This is a genomic window from Salicola sp. Rm-C-2C1-2 (assembly GCF_040196175.1).
Lineage (GTDB): Bacteria > Pseudomonadota > Gammaproteobacteria > Pseudomonadales > Oleiphilaceae > Halospina.
This window is the reverse complement of the sequence record NZ_JBEFNF010000001.1, coordinates 530690-545950: the sequence shown is the minus strand read 5'-3', so window position 1 is coordinate 545950 and position 15261 is coordinate 530690. Positions and strand designations below refer to the sequence as shown.

The following is a 15261-nucleotide window of genomic DNA, read 5'->3' as shown; positions in this document are numbered from 1 at the left end:
GTTCAGGCGTTACCCGCAACACTGATCTTGCGTGAAGCTGTGAAATCGAGCATACGCCGCAACGGCACGAGCGCCGCTTGGCGTGTCTGCTCATCCACATGAATCTCCTGATCCTGCTTCTGCAGCACCCGCAGCACGTTATCCAGCCCGTTCATGGCCATCCAGGGGCAATGGGCGCAGCTACGGCAGGTTGCGCCCTCACCAGCCGTGGGCGCCTCGATCAGGTTCTTCTCCGGTGCCATCTGGTGCATCTTGTGGAAGATGCCGCTGTCCGTTGCCACGATGAAGTCCTGTGCATCCATGGTCCTTACAGCTTCAACCAGCCGGGAAGTGGAGCCAACCACATCCGCCTGTTCAACCACAGAGGCAGGTGATTCCGGGTGAGCAAGCACCACCGCTTCCGGCATGGTCGCCCGCAGGTTCTCGACACCCTGGCCTTTGAACTCTTCATGAACAATGCATGAACCATCCCAGAGCAGCATATCCGCCTGGGTCGAGCGCTGGATATAGGCCCCCAGGTGTTTGTCCGGGGCCCAGAGGATGGTCTCACCACGCGAGTCCAGGTAGTCCACGATATCCTCAGCACAGCTGGAGGTAACAACCCAGTGCGCGCGGGCTTTGACGGCCGCAGAGGTATTGGCATAGACAACGACGGTTCTCTCCGGATGCGCATCGCAGAAAGCCGCGAACTCATCGGCGGGGCAACCAATATCCAGCGAACAGGTCGCCTCCAGGGTGGGCATAAGAACCCGCTTTTCCGGATTCAGGATTTTGGCCGTTTCCCCCATGAAGCGCACACCGGCAACCAGCAGTGTCGTGGCCGGGTGCTCGTTACCAAAACGGGCCATTTCCAGCGAATCCGCCACACAACCGCCGGTTTCTTCCGCCAGTGACTGAATCAGCGGATCCGTGTAGTAATGGGCTACAAGAACCGCATCCTGCGCTTCAAGCTCACGCCGGATTGATTCACACAGCTGCTGCGCTTCGGCGTCGCTCAGCGTTGGCGCCTCCTGTTCGTGCGCCAGATGTTCTTGAACCAGAATACGGTCCTGTCTGTACGTCATGGACTCTGACCACCCTTTCAATATGCCATCTGAGATTATCCCCATCCCTTTTTATGCCTCTGATACCCGCGTTTTTCAATGGTCGGATACAAATGGCCGGGATTTGAGAGCGTTAAGCGGGGGAGGAAATGGTGGGTCGTGCAGGATTCGAACCTGCGACCAATTGGTTAAAAGCCAACTGCTCTACCAACTGAGCTAACGACCCCTGACAAACCGGGAGGTAGAAATAATGGTGGGTCGTGCAGGATTCGAACCTGCGACCAATTGGTTAAAAGCCAACTGCTCTACCAACTGAGCTAACGACCCAAACGAGGCGCATATGGTACTTAAATTTTTGGCTTTCGCAACCCTCGCGGATCAACCCATTTCATTCCGGTATTCACGCCCCAGTGCTGACGCCTTGGATTCCGGGTAACGCTCTTCGAGCTGATCCAGAACCTTGCGGGCCTGTTCGGTGTTATCGGCACGATCATGGGCAACAGCACGCTTAAACAACGCGTCCGGCGCCTTGCGGTGAGACGCGTGTCGTGAGGTGACGATAGTGAACGCCTGCTGCGCCTGTTCATACTTTCCCTGGCTCAGGTAAAGCTCCCCCAGCCAGTAATAGGCATTGACGCTCAGATCCCCTTCCGGGTATTCCTCAAGGAAGCTGTAGATCTCGTCAATCGCGGCTTCATAGTCCTGTTCCTCCTGGATCAGGTACTGTATGGAAGCGTAGGCTTCACGCTCGACTTTATCAGGCTGGCGATAGGACGCGGGTTCCCCGCTACCATCCTTTTTTTCATCACTGTCGCTACTGTTACCACTGTCGCTGATCTTGTCACTGCTTGAAGATCCCTCGGAGGATTCCTCAAGCTCGGACAAACGGGAATCGAGATCAACCAGCCGTTCATCAAGATCGATATAGCGCTCTCGAGCCTGCTTTCGAAGGCGCTGCAGCTGGTGGGATGTCTCTTCAATCTGGCCGCGCAGGTGCTCAACTTCTGCACGCAGATCTTCGACCATAAAGAACAGTTCACCCCCGGAACTGCCACCTGGCGGCCCCGCATCATTCCCTGAAACCAGTGGTGCATCGCCTTCATCCTGAGCGATGGCCGGAATGGTTCCGGCCATCGTCAGGATCAGGCCTGCTGCAAGCAGATTCCGCATGGCTTTATTCGTAGTTGATTTCAACCCGACGATTCTCAGCCCAGGCTTCCTCGTTGCTCTCATCAACAGCGGGCTGCTCCTCACCATAGCTGACCGTCTCGATCTGATCCGCGGAAACATCATTCACGCGCAGGAAGCGTGCCACGGATTCCGCTCGGCGCTCACCCAGGGCCATGTTGTATTCGCGGCTGCCACGCTCGTCAGTATGGCCCTCGAGTACGACACTGGCATTCCCGTCTTCAGCCAGGTAAGCAGCGTGGGCTTCCAGAATGGAACGGGAAGCGCGTTGAATCTCGGCGCTGTCAAAGTCGAAATAAATGGTGGACGCAGCCTTCATGGCCTTTTCCTTGGCCTGCTGCATGGACTTCTGTGCCCGCTCGGCCTCAGTCATCGCCTCTTCCGAGACGCCACTGTCATCACCCGCACCATAGGCATCGCTGGAGCCAGAATCGGAGTCACTTTGCTGTTCCGTGTCGGCATCGCTCATACCGTCGGATCCGGAGCCCTCCGGTTCGGTCGCTGTGGAGCTGCAACCCGCCACGAAGAGAAGGGCGAAGCCCAGAATCAGTACGCGGTTCTTGAGAAGATCAGTCATTGGCCTTCCTTTTTTGGTTTTCCAGTTTTGAATTACGCTTAATGTATGATGTTCCTGAATATACTGCAAACTTCAGAACTCATTCCGACAGCGGCGACCACGCCGGATCCCGGATGCCATCATGGCGGACGGGAAGCGTAAAGCGCGCACTCCCGTCAACCGTGGTCACCTCCAGAGCCCCCTTGCGGCCACCCGCATTCGTGACGTAAAGCACCAGACGCCCATTGGGCGCCATCGCCGGTGCCTCGTCGATTTCGGAGCCGGCCAGCACACGTTCCTCGCCGGTCTCCAGATCCACCGCACCGAGCAGGAAACGCCCGTCGGCCCGGTGAATGTAGAAGATTTCCTCGCCATCCGGTCCAAAGATCGGATGCGCACTGTATTTACCCTCAAAGGTCAGGCGCTCGGGATCACCGCCACTCACGGACTGAATGTAGATTTGTGGATTGCCGGAACGGTCCGAAGTGAAAGCGAAGCGCTCGCCATTCGGTGACCAGCTCGGTTCCGTATTGATGGCGTAATGGCGGGTCAACCGGCGTGGTTCCAGGGTATCCAGCGCCATTCGGTATATATCCGCACTGCCATCCTTTGAGAGAGTGAGAAGCAGTGACTCCCCATCCGGTGACCAGTCCGGTGCGGAATTGAGCCCTTTGAACCCGGCAATGCGGCGCCGCTCACCACTACTCACCACCTGCCGATAGACTGCTGGCCGACCGCCTTCGAAAGACACGTAGACCAGCTCCTTGCGGTCCGGCGACCAATCCGGTGACAGAATCGGCTCACTGGAACGCAGCAGCACCTGATCCCTGCGCCCATCCACATCACTGACTTTGAGCCGGTATTCAACATCATTGCCAGAGCCCGTGCGGGTCACAAAAGCCAGCCGGGTGTTGAAGATACCGGGAACCCCCGTGACCCGTTCATAGATCCGGTTACTCACGTGATGTGCCAGCGTGCGCAGCTCTGACGGGGCCGCCGAAGCTCGCGATCCCAGAAGCCGCTCCTGCTGGCTGACATCGAACAGCTCATAGCTGAGGATGTAGCGGTTGCGCTCGGCATCAAAATCCACATCCCCGACCAGAACAAACTGCTGACCCAGAACCCGCCAGTCACGGAAATGAATGTCATCCCCGGACGCGGGAAGACTGAGCATCTCGGAGGGCTCAAGCATTTTAAGATCGCCACTCATGGTCAGATCATCCCGGATGATTCCGTCCAGATCCTCTGGTGCGTCGCGGGAATGACTGCTTCCAAAGGGAACCACTGCCATGGGCATACGCCGGTCCGCTCCCTCGGTGACACGCACGACCATTTCAGCATGCCCAACAGAAGTTGCCAGCAGCAAACAGATGAGCAGCAGCACCTGGCCGGCTCTGTTTCGAATCAGGATCATGCTCGCCTACTCCTGAGGGCTGAATTCAACGGTGATACCGCCACGGAACAACTCATTGAACAATGCTGAGTCGTCCGGGGTCGGAAACGAGTCAACGCGCCTGACCGCACTCAGAGCTGATTCATCCAGTTGCTGACTGCCACTGCCTTCCACCAGCTCCACTGAACGCAGCTCACCCGTGGGCAGAAGCTCAAGCCGCAGCCTGACCACCCGGTCTTCATTACCCGGTGGTATGTACCAGTTGTTCTGCACTTCCTGCTGGATCAGGGTGTTAAAGCGTCGTCGCTCATCGGCGATGTTAATGCCATCCATGCTTGAGGCTTCGACATCGACCCCCTCTTCTTGCTGGTCCTCCTTGGCCTGAGTCTGGGCCTGCTGCGCCAACTGCTCCAGCCGCTTCTCACGTTCGGTGCGCTGTTCGTCCGTGTCTGGCTCTGACTCTGGCTCGGGCTCGGGCTCAGGCTTGGGCTCAGGCTCAGGCTCAGGCTCAGGCTCAGGCTCAGGCTCGGGCTCGGGCTCGGGCTCAGGCTCGGGCTCAGGCTCGGGCTCAGGCTCGGGCTCAGGCTCGGGCTCAGGCTCGGGCTCAGGCTCGGGCTCAGGCTCGGGCTCAGGCTCGGGCTCAGGCTCAGGCTTGGGGTCGGGCTCAGGCTCCTGCGTCTGAGCCACCACAACCCGGGCCTGAACGGCCTGAGGCTGCTGGAATTGCGGCTCCTGGGTCCGCCAGCTCCAACTGGCCACCGCCAGGATCACGATCAGAAGGTGCAGACCGACGGACCCCAGGACAGGCCACTTCCACTCCCGCACCCCGGCCTCGTCCATGCCCAGAAGCCGGCTCCACAGCGGAACCGCCCGGTCTCCAAGGGCGCCCGCGGCCTGGATGATGCGCTGCCAGTCTCCTTTCATCGTGCTGACGCACCGCCCTGCCCGATTCCGTACATCATTCCTCCTCCGGCGGATCAGTAATCAGCCCCACCTCACTCGCGCCGGCCCGCTGGAGTGACGACATCAGGCGGATCACTGTGCCATACCGGACGTGCTCATCACCGCGGACATAGACGTTGGCTTCAGGGCGTTCAGCCAGGATCGAGCTTACCTCACTCACAATCTTCTGAAGTGACTTAGGATTACTCCGGTCTTCCCCCACCTCGAGAAAATAGCCGCCATTGGCGTCCACTGAAATAATCAGTGGCTCATTCTCGGCATCCACTGGCAGCGGTTTTGCGTCGGTGCTGGGGAGATCAACATCCACCCCCTGGGTCAGCATGGGCGCGGTAATCATGAAGATCACCAGAAGCACCAGCATGACGTCGATGTAGGGCACTACGTTCATCTCAGACATTGGCGCCTGGCGGGAACGGCGTGGGCTCATATCCATGGCATCATCTCCGCGCGGTCAACCGGTGGCTCCGTGGCTGTGCACTCTCCGGTGGAGGATGCTGGCAAATTCCTCCGCAAAGGTCTCATAGTTCTTGATCAGGGCGTCCGTCTGAGAGGTGAAGCGATTATAGGCCACCACTGCCGGAATCGCCGCGAACAGACCCATGGCCGTGGCGATAAGCGCCTCGGCAATGCCAGGTGCCACCGTCTGCAGCGTGGGCTGCTGCACCTGGGCCAGTCCAATAAAACTGTTCATAATGCCCCACACCGTCCCGAAAAGGCCTACATAAGGGCTGGTAGAGCCTACCGTCGCCAGGAACGGCAAATGAGCCTCCAAGCGTTCCAGTTCACGTGCCAGGGCTACTTTCATCGCCCGCTGGGTGCCGTCCATCACCGCCTCGGCGTCATGGCTCTGCTGGCGCAGCCGGCTGAACTCCTTGAACCCGGCCCGGAAGACGTTCTCAATACCACCATTGGGCGTGGGGCTGCCGGTCACTTCCTTGTAAAGCTGCCCCAGGTCCATACCGGACCAGAACCGATCCTCAAAGGCTGCCTGCGCCTGCCGTGAGCGGCGATACACCCGGATGCGCTGAAAAATCAGCCCCCAGGAAGCGATGGACGCCAGCAGAAGAAGCAGCATAACCAGCTGCACAATGATCCCGGCATTGGCAACCAGGGACCAGACCGAAAGCTCTCCTTCCACGGAATGCTCCTATGCGTTGTTGGGTTTAAGGGTTCTGTTCACCAGGTCTTGGATATCCTCGGGCATGCGCCGCGGCCGCCCGGAGGGCAGCTGGACGCAGGCCACCTTGACCTCGGCGTCAACCAGCAGAATCTCATCAGCCTTGCGATAAGCCTGCTGACGGAACGTCATGGCTGTACGGGTGCCAGCGATCAGATCCGCCGAAACGACGAGTTCGTCGTCCAGATAGGCCGGGCAGTGGTACTGCAAATTGAGGCCGTGCACCACAAAAGCCACGCCTTCGCTCTCCAGTCGCCCCCGCAGCGCCACGCCCTCGGAGCGCACCCACTCAGTCCGCGCCCGCTCGAAATATTTCAGATAATTCGCGTAAAAAACGATGCCGCCGGCATCCGTGTCCTCGACGTAGATCCGGACCGGCCATCGGAAACCGCTCATCGGTCAGCCTCCCCCTCCGGCGCATCAAAGCCGAAATGCAAATAGGCATGTTGTGTGGCCATGCGCCCGCGTGGCGTTCGCATCATGAATCCCTGCTGGATCAGGAAGGGTTCAAGCACATCCTCAATGGTGCCCCGCTCTTCGCTGATGGCGGCAGCAAGACTCTCCACCCCCACAGGCCCGCCCCCGAACTTCTCGATCAGCGCCAGCAGCAGACGCCGGTCCATATGGTCAAAGCCCTGATAATCCACTTTCAACATGTTCAGCGCCTGATCCGCAATGGATTCGGTAACCCGACCATCCGAGCGCACTTCCGCAAAATCGCGGACACGGCGCAGCAGGCGGTTGGCGATACGTGGCGTCCCCCGGGAACGGCGGGCGATTTCCCGCGCGCCGCCGTTTTCGAGCCCAATGGACTGGAGTTCAGCGGAGCGTGCGATAATGCTCGTCAGATCTTCGGTGCTGTAGAACTCCAGGCGCTGGACGATCCCAAAACGATCCCTCAGCGGCGAGGTTAGAAGACCGGCTCTTGTGGTGGCGCCCACCAGTGTGAAGGGCGGCAGATCCAGCTTGATGGATCGTGCCGCCGGCCCTTCGCCAATCACAATATCGAGCTGGTAGTCTTCCATCGCCGGGTAGAGCACCTCCTCGACGGCGGCGCTCAACCGGTGGATCTCGTCGATGAAAAGCACATCACCCGATTCCAGATTGGTCAGCAGCGCGGCGAGATCACCGGCTTTCTCAAGAACCGGCCCGGAGGACGCCTTGATGGTGCTGCCCATCTCGTTGGCAATGATGTTCGCCAGAGTCGTCTTGCCGAGTCCGGGCGGCCCAAAGATAAGGACATGGTCCAGAGCCTCACGCCGGCCACGCGCCGCCCCGACAAAGATCTCCATCTGCTCACTGACGGTGGGCTGTCCCACATAATCACGCAGCGTCGCTGGGCGGATTGCCCGGTCCTGGTTGTCCTCTCCCGGCCCTGCATCGCCGGAAATCAGTCGATCGGATTCAATCATAACGCCTTTCAGCCCATCCAGGCCGCTGTGGTCAACGCCTGCATTTTACAAACTTTGATCGGACCGTCACGTTACGTGAATGTCAGCTATGGAGCCAGGATTACCGTGGCTTAACGGTGCATCATGTTCTTCAGCGCCAGACGGATCAGCTCCTGGCTGTTCATACCATCCTGGGCAACAGCCTGCAGGGCCCGCCCGGCTTGTTGAGGCCGATAGCCCAGCGCGATCAATGCCGCCTCGGCTTCTTCCATGGGGCTGGCGGACACCGGTTCAATACCGGGCAGTTCGCTGACGGCTTCTTCCCGCCCGCTGCCCGCTGGACTGTTCTCAAGCTGGCGGATGCGGTCGCGCACTTCAATAAGAAGGCGTTCAGCGGTTTTCTTGCCAACGCCGGGGATCTTGACCAGGGCCGCCACATCGTTGTCCTCCACCACGCGGATGAAGGCATCCGCCTCCAGGCCGGAGAGAATGGCGAGCGCCAGCTTCGGGCCCACGCCACTGGTACGGATCAGAAGCCGGAACAGCTCCCGCTCGCCCTTGTTGGCGAAACCATAGAGCTGCTGTGCGTCTTCGCGTACGGCCAGATGGGTATAGAGGATAGCCTCCTGGCCAGTGTCCGGCAGGCGGAAAAAGGTCGTATAGGGAATGTCGACTTCGTAACCCACGCCGCTGGCCTCGATCAGGGCGTCACCGGGCTGCTTCTCAATCAGGATGCCGCGAATGCGACCGATCATGGGCAATCTCCTTCAGCGTGCGCGACCGTTGCGGCTGCTGGATGCGCCGGTGCTGGCGAGCCCCTGGCGTAGATGCGCATGGCAGAGAGCAATCGCCAATGCGTCGGCAGCATCCTCGCGGGGTTGACGGGTGAGTTTGAAAATCGCCTGAACCATGTGCTGGATCTGGTGTTTGTCCGCGCTGCCCTTGCCCACCGCCGCCTGTTTGACCTGACGGGCGGAATACTCAGCAACAGGAAGGCCTGCGTTAGCGCCACACACAATGGCCACGCCGCGCGCCTGCCCTAGCTTAAGGGCGGAGTCGACATTGCGGGAGAGGAAGACCTTCTCGATAGCCATCTCCTCCGGCCGATAGGTCTCGATGATCTCGGCAAGCCCTGCGTGGATCGTTTGCAGCCGTTCCGGCATGGCCTTGTCGCCCATGGTGATGCAGCCGCTATCCAGGTATTCCAGGTTGCGCCCATTGCTGCGGATTACACCGTACCCGGTGATCCGCGAACCGGGATCCACGCCCAGAAGGATGGTCATGCGTAGCCGAAGCGCTCCAGCGCCGCCTCGGGAAAGTCGGCGTTGGTGTAGACGTTCTGAACGTCGTCCAGGTCCTCAAGCCAATCGATCAGCTTGAGGTTGGTCTCCGCGCCGTCCTCGTCCAGGGCCACAGTGGTCATGGGGACCATACTGACTTCCGCATGGTCCGGCTCCAACCCCGCCTGTTTCATGGCGTCCTTTACGTCCATATACTGCTCAGGCGTAGTGATGACGTCTTTCGAGCCGTCCTCGCTCACCCGCACGTCCTCGGCACCAGCTTCCAGTGCCGCTTCCATGATGGTGTCCTCATCGTACTCCAGGCTGAAACTGAGAGTGCCCTGGCGCGTGAACAGAAAGCCAACGGAACCATCCGTGCCCAGATTGCCACCAAACTTGCTGAAAGCGTGACGGACGTCAGAAACCGTACGGTTCTTGTTGTCCGTCATGGCCTCCACATAGATGGCGACACCCCCCGGGCCATAGCCTTCGTAGGTCAGCTGCTCGTAATTCTCGCCATCGGTATTACCGGCACCCCGTTCAATGGCGCGATCGATACTGTCTTTCTTGACGTTGTTACTCAGTGCTTTATCGACGGCGCTGCGCAGCCGTGGATTATCATCGGGTTCGGGGCCGCCCTCCTTGGCGGCTACATAAAGCTCCTTGATGAGCTTAGTAAAGATCTTACCCTTTTTCGCATCCTGCGCGGCCTTGCGGTGTCGGATGTTGTGCCACTTGCTGTGTCCGGCCATGGCCCGCCTCGCTCAGTTGCTGTCGTCCTGATCACTCTTGGCGCTGCGCCGCAGACGGATGTGCAGCTCACGCAGCTGCTTATCGTCCACCTCGCCCGGCGCGTCCGTCATCAGGCAGGTTGCGTTCTGGGTTTTAGGGAATGGAATCACGTCACGGATCGAACCAGCACCGGTCATCAGCATCACCAGCCGGTCCAGACCGAAGGCCAGACCGCCGTGGGGCGGCGCACCGAAGCGCAGGGCATCCAGCAGGAAACCGAACTTCTCACGTGCTTCCTCTTCACCTATGCCCAGGCTGTTGAAGACCACGTTCTGTGTGGCTTCGTCGTGGATACGGATGGAGCCCCCACCCAACTCGGTGCCATTGAGAACCATATCGTAAGCCCGCGACAGCGCGCCCGCGGGGTTGTTCTGCAATTCCTCGGCCGAGACCGGGGCGGTGAACGGATGGTGCAGTGCGTGCAGTTTGCCGTCATCGTCTTCCTCGAACATGGGGAAGTCCACGACCCAGCACGGCTCCCAGTCTCCCTGCACCATGCCCAGATCATGACCCAGGCGGACGCGCAGCGCGCCCAGAGCCTCATCCACCACGCCCGCCTTGTCGGCACCAAAGAAGACCAGATCGCCGTCGACCGCCTCAACCCGATCCATGATGGCCAGGGTCGCCTCCTCGCCAAGGAATTTGACGATCGGTGACTGCAGGCCTTCGATGCCGGCGGCGCGGTCATTGACCTTGATGTAGGCCAGCCCCTTGGCGCCATAGATGCCAACGAACTCGGTGTAGTCGTCGATCTGTTTACGCGTCAGCTCGCTACCGCCGGGCACACGTAGCGCTGCCACCCGCCCTTTCGGATCTTCTGCCGGGCCGGAGAAGACCTTAAAGTCCACGTTCTGGACCAGATCATCGACGTCCGCCAGTTCCAGCGGGATCCGCAGGTCCGGCTTGTCACTGCCGAAACGGCGAATCGCTTCGGCGTAAGGCAGGCGCGGAAATTCGGGCAGCTCGACGCCCAGCAGATCGCTGAAGAGATTGCGCACCATGCGTTCCATGGTGCCCATGATCTGTTCTTCCGTGACGAAGGAAGCTTCCACATCCACCTGGGTGAACTCGGGCTGGCGGTCAGCTCGCAGGTCTTCGTCCCGGAAGCACTTGGCGATCTGGTAGTAGCGATCAATGCCAGACACCATCAGCAGCTGTTTGAACAGCTGCGGTGACTGCGGCAATGCAAAGAAACTGCCGGCATGGGTACGGCTGGGCACCAGGTAGTCGCGGGCACCTTCCGGGGTGGCGCGGGTCAGAACGGGTGTTTCAACGTCCATGAACCCTTCGCTATCAAGGAAGTTGCGCAGATAGCTGGTGACACGCGAACGGAAGCGCAGACGCTGGGCCATTTCCGGGCGGCGCAGGTCCACGTAGCGGTGGCGCAGGCGTACGTCCTCACCTACATCCGCATACTCGTCCAGCGGGAAAGGCGGCGTCGCCGCTTCATTGAGAATCTCAAGCTCTTTGCCAAGCACCTCGACGAGCCCCGTGGCCATGTGCTCATTCTCGGTGCCCTCAGGACGCCGGCGCACGCGGCCGGTAATCTGGATGACGTATTCGTTACGCACCCGGTCAGCCTGAGCGAAGCTCTCAGGGGTGTCCGGGTCGAACACCACCTGGGCGATGCCGTCCCGATCCCGGAGATCGAGGAAGATCACGCCGCCATGGTCCCGGCGACGGTGAACCCAGCCGCAGAGGGTCACTGTCTCGTCAATGTGGGATTCGTTGATTCCGCCGCAATAGTGACTGCGCATACCCGTTGGTTCCTGTTTGCCTGGCGCTTCCGCCGATGTGATTTGAGGTAGGCTATTATAACGGCATCAGGCCGCGAAGTCAGACCATGACGGCGTGATTGGTTGCACGGACACGGACAGCGTCTGCGGATTCGTGACGCCAGCCCCCGCAGCGGCTACCATTAGCGGCCACCGGTCCAGCATTGAAGGAGAGACCAGAACGTGTCCGTCCGCGCCGAACAGAAGCTCAAGACCCGCCGCGCCCTGATGGACGCATCACTGCGCCAGCTCAGCGCCGACCGCGGTTTCGGGAGCCTCAGCCTGCGTGAAATTGCCCGCGAGGCCGGCATCGCGCCCACTTCCTTTTATCGCCATTTCACGGACCTGAATGAGCTGGGACTGGCGCTGGTGGACGAAGCTGGCGTGGCTCTGCGCCAGCTCATGCGCCAGGCCCGCAAGCGCATCGAACGCGAAGGGGGCGCGATCAACACCTCTGTGGAAACTTTCATGGAGTACCTGACGGATAACGCCAACCTGTTCCGGCTACTGCTTCGCGAGCGCACTGGCGTATCCCGGATCTTTCGCACGGCCGTTCAGGCGGAAATCGACCATTTCGTCACGGAACTGGCGGAAGATCTGGAAAAGTTTGCCGTGGATAAACAGCACCGGCTTTCGGATCCGCACCTGGTTGCCGAGTCCATGGTGGTGCTGGTCTTTCACCTGGGCGCGGAAGCGCTGGACGCGCCGGCCAAGCAGCGCGCCAACCTCAAAGAAAAACTCAAGATCCAACTGCGGATGGTACTGGTAGGCGCGCAGACCATGGCCGAAAACTGAAAAGCACCTGAGCAGGGCAGACGCTTTTGCGGGACGCCGCCTCAGCGTGTGCCAAACTGGTTCAACCCACGCCCAATGGCGTAGTAGCTCAGTCCATGACGCCCCAGCATCTTCTCGTCATACAGGTTGCGGCCGTCAAAAACCACGGGTGATCGGATGGTGGCGGCGATCTGGGCGAAATCGGGCGACCGGAACTCTTTCCACTCTGTACAGATCACCAAGCAGTCGGCGCCTTTGAGCGCCTGTTCCTTAGTGCCGCAGAGCTGCAATCCCGGCTGGTCGGGGTAGATCCGCTGGGTTTCCTCCATAGCTTCCGGATCAAAGGCCTGCACAACAGCCCCCGCCGCCCAGAGTTTTTCCATCAGCACCCGGCTGGGCGCCTCGCGCATGTCATCGGTTTTGGGCTTGAACGCCAGCCCCCACAGAGCCACGGTCTTGCCAGCCAGGTCACCGCTGTAGTAGTAGCTGACCTTGTCGAAGAGCACGTGTTTCTGGTCATTGTTCACTGCCTCCACGGCATCCAGAAGGCGTGCCTCGTAGTCATATTCCCGGGCCGTCCAGGCCAGCGCCTTCACGTCTTTGGGGAAACAGGAACCGCCGTAACCACAGCCCGGATAGATGAAGTGATAACCAATGCGCGGATCCGATCCCATGCCGCGGCGTACATGTTCAATGTCAGCACCCAGGCGCTCCGCCAGATTGGCCACCTCGTTCATAAAGCTGATCTTGGTGGCGAGCATGGCGTTAGCGGCGTACTTGGTTAGTTCCGCCGAACGCACATCCATGAAGATGACACGTTCATGGTTACGGTTGAACGGGTAGTAGAGCTCGCGTAGCAGCTCCTGAGGGTGATCACGGTCGGCACCCACGATGACGCGATCCGGCTTCATGAAGTCATCGACCGCCGCACCCTCTTTAAGAAATTCCGGGTTGGAGACCACATCAAAATCAATGTTGGCGTCTCGATCCCTCAGCTTTTCACGCACGGCTGCACGCACCTTGTCCGCGGTACCCACCGGCACGGTGGACTTATCGATAACGACCTTATAGTCGTTCATGTGCTCGCCGATGCTGCCGGCCACAGCAAGAACGTATTTCAGATCGGCGGAACCATCTTCGTCCGAGGGCGTACCTACGGCGATGAACTGCAGTTCCCCGTAATCCACCGCCTCGGTGACATCCGTGGTAAATTGGAGCCGGCCGGCGCCCGTATTATGGGCCACAATGGGTTCCAGCCCTGGTTCATAGATAGGGATAATGCCATCCCGCAGACGGTCGATCTTTTCCTGGTCCACGTCCATGCACATGACGTGGTGGCCAACCTCGGCGAGACAGGCGCCTGTAACAAGACCCACATAGCCGGTTCCGAAAATAGTGATGCGCATGCCGCTGTTCCTTACTGATTCGATTGATTCTTCTGGCGCGCCTGCCAGTGGCGCTCCCAGTCAAGCGCGGTCTGTACAATGGTTGTCAGTTCATCATAGACCGGTGACCAGTCAAGCCGCTCGCGGATCGTCTGGTTATCCGCCATCAGGGCTTCCGGGTCACCGGCACGGCGATCGGTCTCCGTCACGGTGAAGTCAACGCTAGACAGACGTTTCACTACCTCGATGACCTCACGCACAGTGAAGCCGCGGCCATAGCCGCAATTGAGCACTTCGGAGCCGTTGCCCTGCTGCATGTGCTCAAGCGCACGCACGTGAGCACTTGCCAGATCCTCCACGTGGATATAATCACGGATGCAGGTACCGTCGCGTGTACCGTAATCGGTGCCGAAGATCTGCATGCCGTCACGGGCGCCGGTGGCACACTGACAGGCCACCTTAATCAGATGCGTCGCTTCGGGCGTGGCCTGGCCCAGCCGTGTCTGCGGGTCGGCGCCGGCGACATTGAAATAGCGCAGGATCACGTAATCCAGGTCACTGGCTTGAGCCAGGTCCATGATCATACGCTCGCTCATCATCTTGGACGCGCCATAGGGGTTGATGGGCGCCAGCGGCAAATCCTCGGTCAGCACCTGCTGATCCGGCATACCGTAAACGGCAGCGGTGGAGGAGAAAACGATCCGGCTGACCCCGTGGCGACTCATGGCACCCAGCAGATTCAGGGTGTTGCGGGTATTATTGCGGTAATACTTGAGGGGGTCCGCCACGGATTCCGGCACAATGATGTGTGCGGCGAAATGAAGAACTGCAGCGAAATCGTTGGCAGCGAAGAGAGCATCCAGGGCCTCCGGATCCGCCAGATCACCTACCACGAGTTCACCGTGCGTTACGGCCCATTCATGGCCCGTTGAAAGATTGTCGAACACGACCACGTCATAGCCGGCTTCCCCAAGCTGGCGCACCACATGGCTACCGATATAGCCGGCCCCACCAGTTACCAACACCCTGTCTGTCACTCATCCACTCCTTCTGAATCCTTACGCCTGTTTTTATTCTCTGCCCGCCGGCGCGCAAAGAATGCCGTTAGCTGGTCGCGGCACTCTGATTCGCGCACGCCTTCGCGAACGCCGATCTGCCAGTTCAGATGCTCAGCCTCCAGCATTCTTGCCCGGGAACGGATGGCCCCAGCCTTGGGTTCACGTGCGCCGAACACCAGGGTCCCGATGCGAGCATGCACAAGGGCACCGGCGCACATGGTGCAGGGTTCAAGAGTCACATAGAGAACGGCATCGGTCAGCCGGTAATTGCCGACCCGCTGCGCCGCATCCCTGAGCGCCCGGACCTCCGCGTGCGCGGTCGGATCGTGGCCGGATATGGGCTGATTAAAGCCTTCGCCAACAATTTTTCCTTCCAGCACAACCACGGCCCCCACAGGGACCTCATCCAGCGCCTCCGCCTGCGCTGCAAGCGCCAGCGCCCGATCCATCCAGGCTTCGTCCTCAGCCCCTGCGCTCATGGGCGGA

The 15261-nt window shown here is 59.9% G+C and carries 17 protein-coding genes and 2 tRNA genes; 1 reads left to right on the top strand and 18 read right to left on the bottom strand.

The features are described 5' to 3' along the window. Positions 1-2 precede the first annotated feature (2 nt). The 15 genes from nadA to aspS form a co-directional block, all read right to left on the bottom strand. Positions 3-1064 carry a quinolinate synthase NadA gene (gene nadA, locus AAF659_RS02530; protein ID WP_349750121.1) on the bottom strand — a complete coding sequence of 354 codons (1062 nt, stop codon included), beginning with the start codon at positions 1062-1064 and terminating at the stop codon, positions 3-5. 129 nt (positions 1065-1193) lie between these two features. Then, positions 1194-1269, bottom strand: a tRNA-Lys gene (locus AAF659_RS02525). Between the two features lie 25 nt (positions 1270-1294). Then, positions 1295-1370, bottom strand: a tRNA-Lys gene (locus AAF659_RS02520). Between the two features lie 51 nt (positions 1371-1421). Then, on the bottom strand, positions 1422-2213 hold the full coding sequence (gene ybgF, locus AAF659_RS02515; protein WP_349750120.1) for a tol-pal system protein YbgF: 792 nt from the start codon (positions 2211-2213) through the stop codon (positions 1422-1424). A 4-nt stretch (positions 2214-2217) separates the two neighbouring features. Beyond that, positions 2218-2808, bottom strand: coding sequence for a peptidoglycan-associated lipoprotein Pal (gene pal / locus AAF659_RS02510; RefSeq protein ID WP_349750119.1), 591 nt, complete (start codon positions 2806-2808; stop codon positions 2218-2220). 79 nt (positions 2809-2887) lie between these two features. Beyond that, positions 2888-4201, bottom strand: coding sequence for a Tol-Pal system beta propeller repeat protein TolB (gene tolB, locus AAF659_RS02505; RefSeq protein ID WP_349750118.1), 1314 nt, complete (start codon positions 4199-4201; stop codon positions 2888-2890). 6 nt (positions 4202-4207) lie between these two features. Next, entirely contained in the window at positions 4208-5104 is an 897-nt protein-coding gene (gene tolA / locus AAF659_RS02500; protein ID WP_349750117.1) for a cell envelope integrity protein TolA, read from the bottom strand. Positions 5105-5138: 34 nt separating this feature from the next. Continuing rightward, the gene (gene tolR / locus AAF659_RS02495; RefSeq protein ID WP_502949181.1) at positions 5139-5576 is read right to left on the bottom strand and encodes a protein TolR; all 438 of its coding nucleotides are present in this window, start codon (positions 5574-5576) and stop codon (positions 5139-5141) included. Positions 5577-5594: 18 nt separating this feature from the next. After that, entirely contained in the window at positions 5595-6281 is a 687-nt protein-coding gene (tolQ, locus tag AAF659_RS02490; protein ID WP_349750116.1) for a protein TolQ, read from the bottom strand. A 9-nt stretch (positions 6282-6290) separates the two neighbouring features. Further along, the gene (ybgC, locus tag AAF659_RS02485) at positions 6291-6716 is read right to left on the bottom strand and encodes a tol-pal system-associated acyl-CoA thioesterase (protein WP_349750115.1); all 426 of its coding nucleotides are present in this window, start codon (positions 6714-6716) and stop codon (positions 6291-6293) included. Then, positions 6713-7732 carry a Holliday junction branch migration DNA helicase RuvB gene (gene ruvB, locus AAF659_RS02480; protein ID WP_349750114.1) on the bottom strand — a complete coding sequence of 340 codons (1020 nt, stop codon included), beginning with the start codon at positions 7730-7732 and terminating at the stop codon, positions 6713-6715. The genes ybgC and ruvB overlap by 4 nt, the downstream gene beginning before the upstream one ends. Positions 7733-7842: 110 nt before the next feature. Beyond that, on the bottom strand, positions 7843-8466 hold the full coding sequence (ruvA, locus tag AAF659_RS02475; protein WP_349750113.1) for a Holliday junction branch migration protein RuvA: 624 nt from the start codon (positions 8464-8466) through the stop codon (positions 7843-7845). A 12-nt stretch (positions 8467-8478) separates the two neighbouring features. Beyond that, on the bottom strand, positions 8479-8994 hold the full coding sequence (ruvC, locus tag AAF659_RS02470; protein ID WP_349750112.1) for a crossover junction endodeoxyribonuclease RuvC: 516 nt from the start codon (positions 8992-8994) through the stop codon (positions 8479-8481). Beyond that, positions 8991-9743: a YebC/PmpR family DNA-binding transcriptional regulator gene (locus AAF659_RS02465; RefSeq protein ID WP_349750111.1), complete on the bottom strand. Its 753-nt coding sequence runs from the start codon at positions 9741-9743 to the stop codon at positions 8991-8993. Before AAF659_RS02465 ends, ruvC begins: the two co-directional genes overlap by 4 nt. Before the next feature lie 12 nt (positions 9744-9755). Beyond that, the gene (gene aspS, locus AAF659_RS02460) at positions 9756-11540 is read right to left on the bottom strand and encodes an aspartate--tRNA ligase (protein ID WP_349750110.1); all 1785 of its coding nucleotides are present in this window, start codon (positions 11538-11540) and stop codon (positions 9756-9758) included. Positions 11541-11741: 201 nt separating this feature from the next. Between aspS and fabR the strand changes: the two genes are divergently transcribed. Continuing rightward, the gene (gene fabR / locus AAF659_RS02455) at positions 11742-12353 is read left to right on the top strand and encodes an HTH-type transcriptional repressor FabR (RefSeq protein ID WP_349750109.1); all 612 of its coding nucleotides are present in this window, start codon (positions 11742-11744) and stop codon (positions 12351-12353) included. Between the two features lie 41 nt (positions 12354-12394). Here fabR and AAF659_RS02450 read toward each other — a convergent pair whose 3' ends face one another. Genes AAF659_RS02450 through tadA form a run of 3 tightly spaced genes read right to left on the bottom strand, consistent with a single transcriptional unit; the run spans position 12395 to position 15254 of the window. Then, positions 12395-13738: a UDP-glucose dehydrogenase family protein gene (locus AAF659_RS02450; RefSeq protein WP_349750108.1), complete on the bottom strand. Its 1344-nt coding sequence runs from the start codon at positions 13736-13738 to the stop codon at positions 12395-12397. A gap of 11 nt (positions 13739-13749) precedes the next feature. Next, positions 13750-14754: a UDP-glucose 4-epimerase GalE gene (gene galE / locus AAF659_RS02445; protein WP_349750107.1), complete on the bottom strand. Its 1005-nt coding sequence runs from the start codon at positions 14752-14754 to the stop codon at positions 13750-13752. Beyond that, positions 14751-15254, bottom strand: coding sequence for a tRNA adenosine(34) deaminase TadA (tadA, locus tag AAF659_RS02440; protein WP_349750106.1), 504 nt, complete (start codon positions 15252-15254; stop codon positions 14751-14753). The genes galE and tadA overlap by 4 nt, the downstream gene beginning before the upstream one ends. Positions 15255-15261 lie beyond the last annotated feature (7 nt).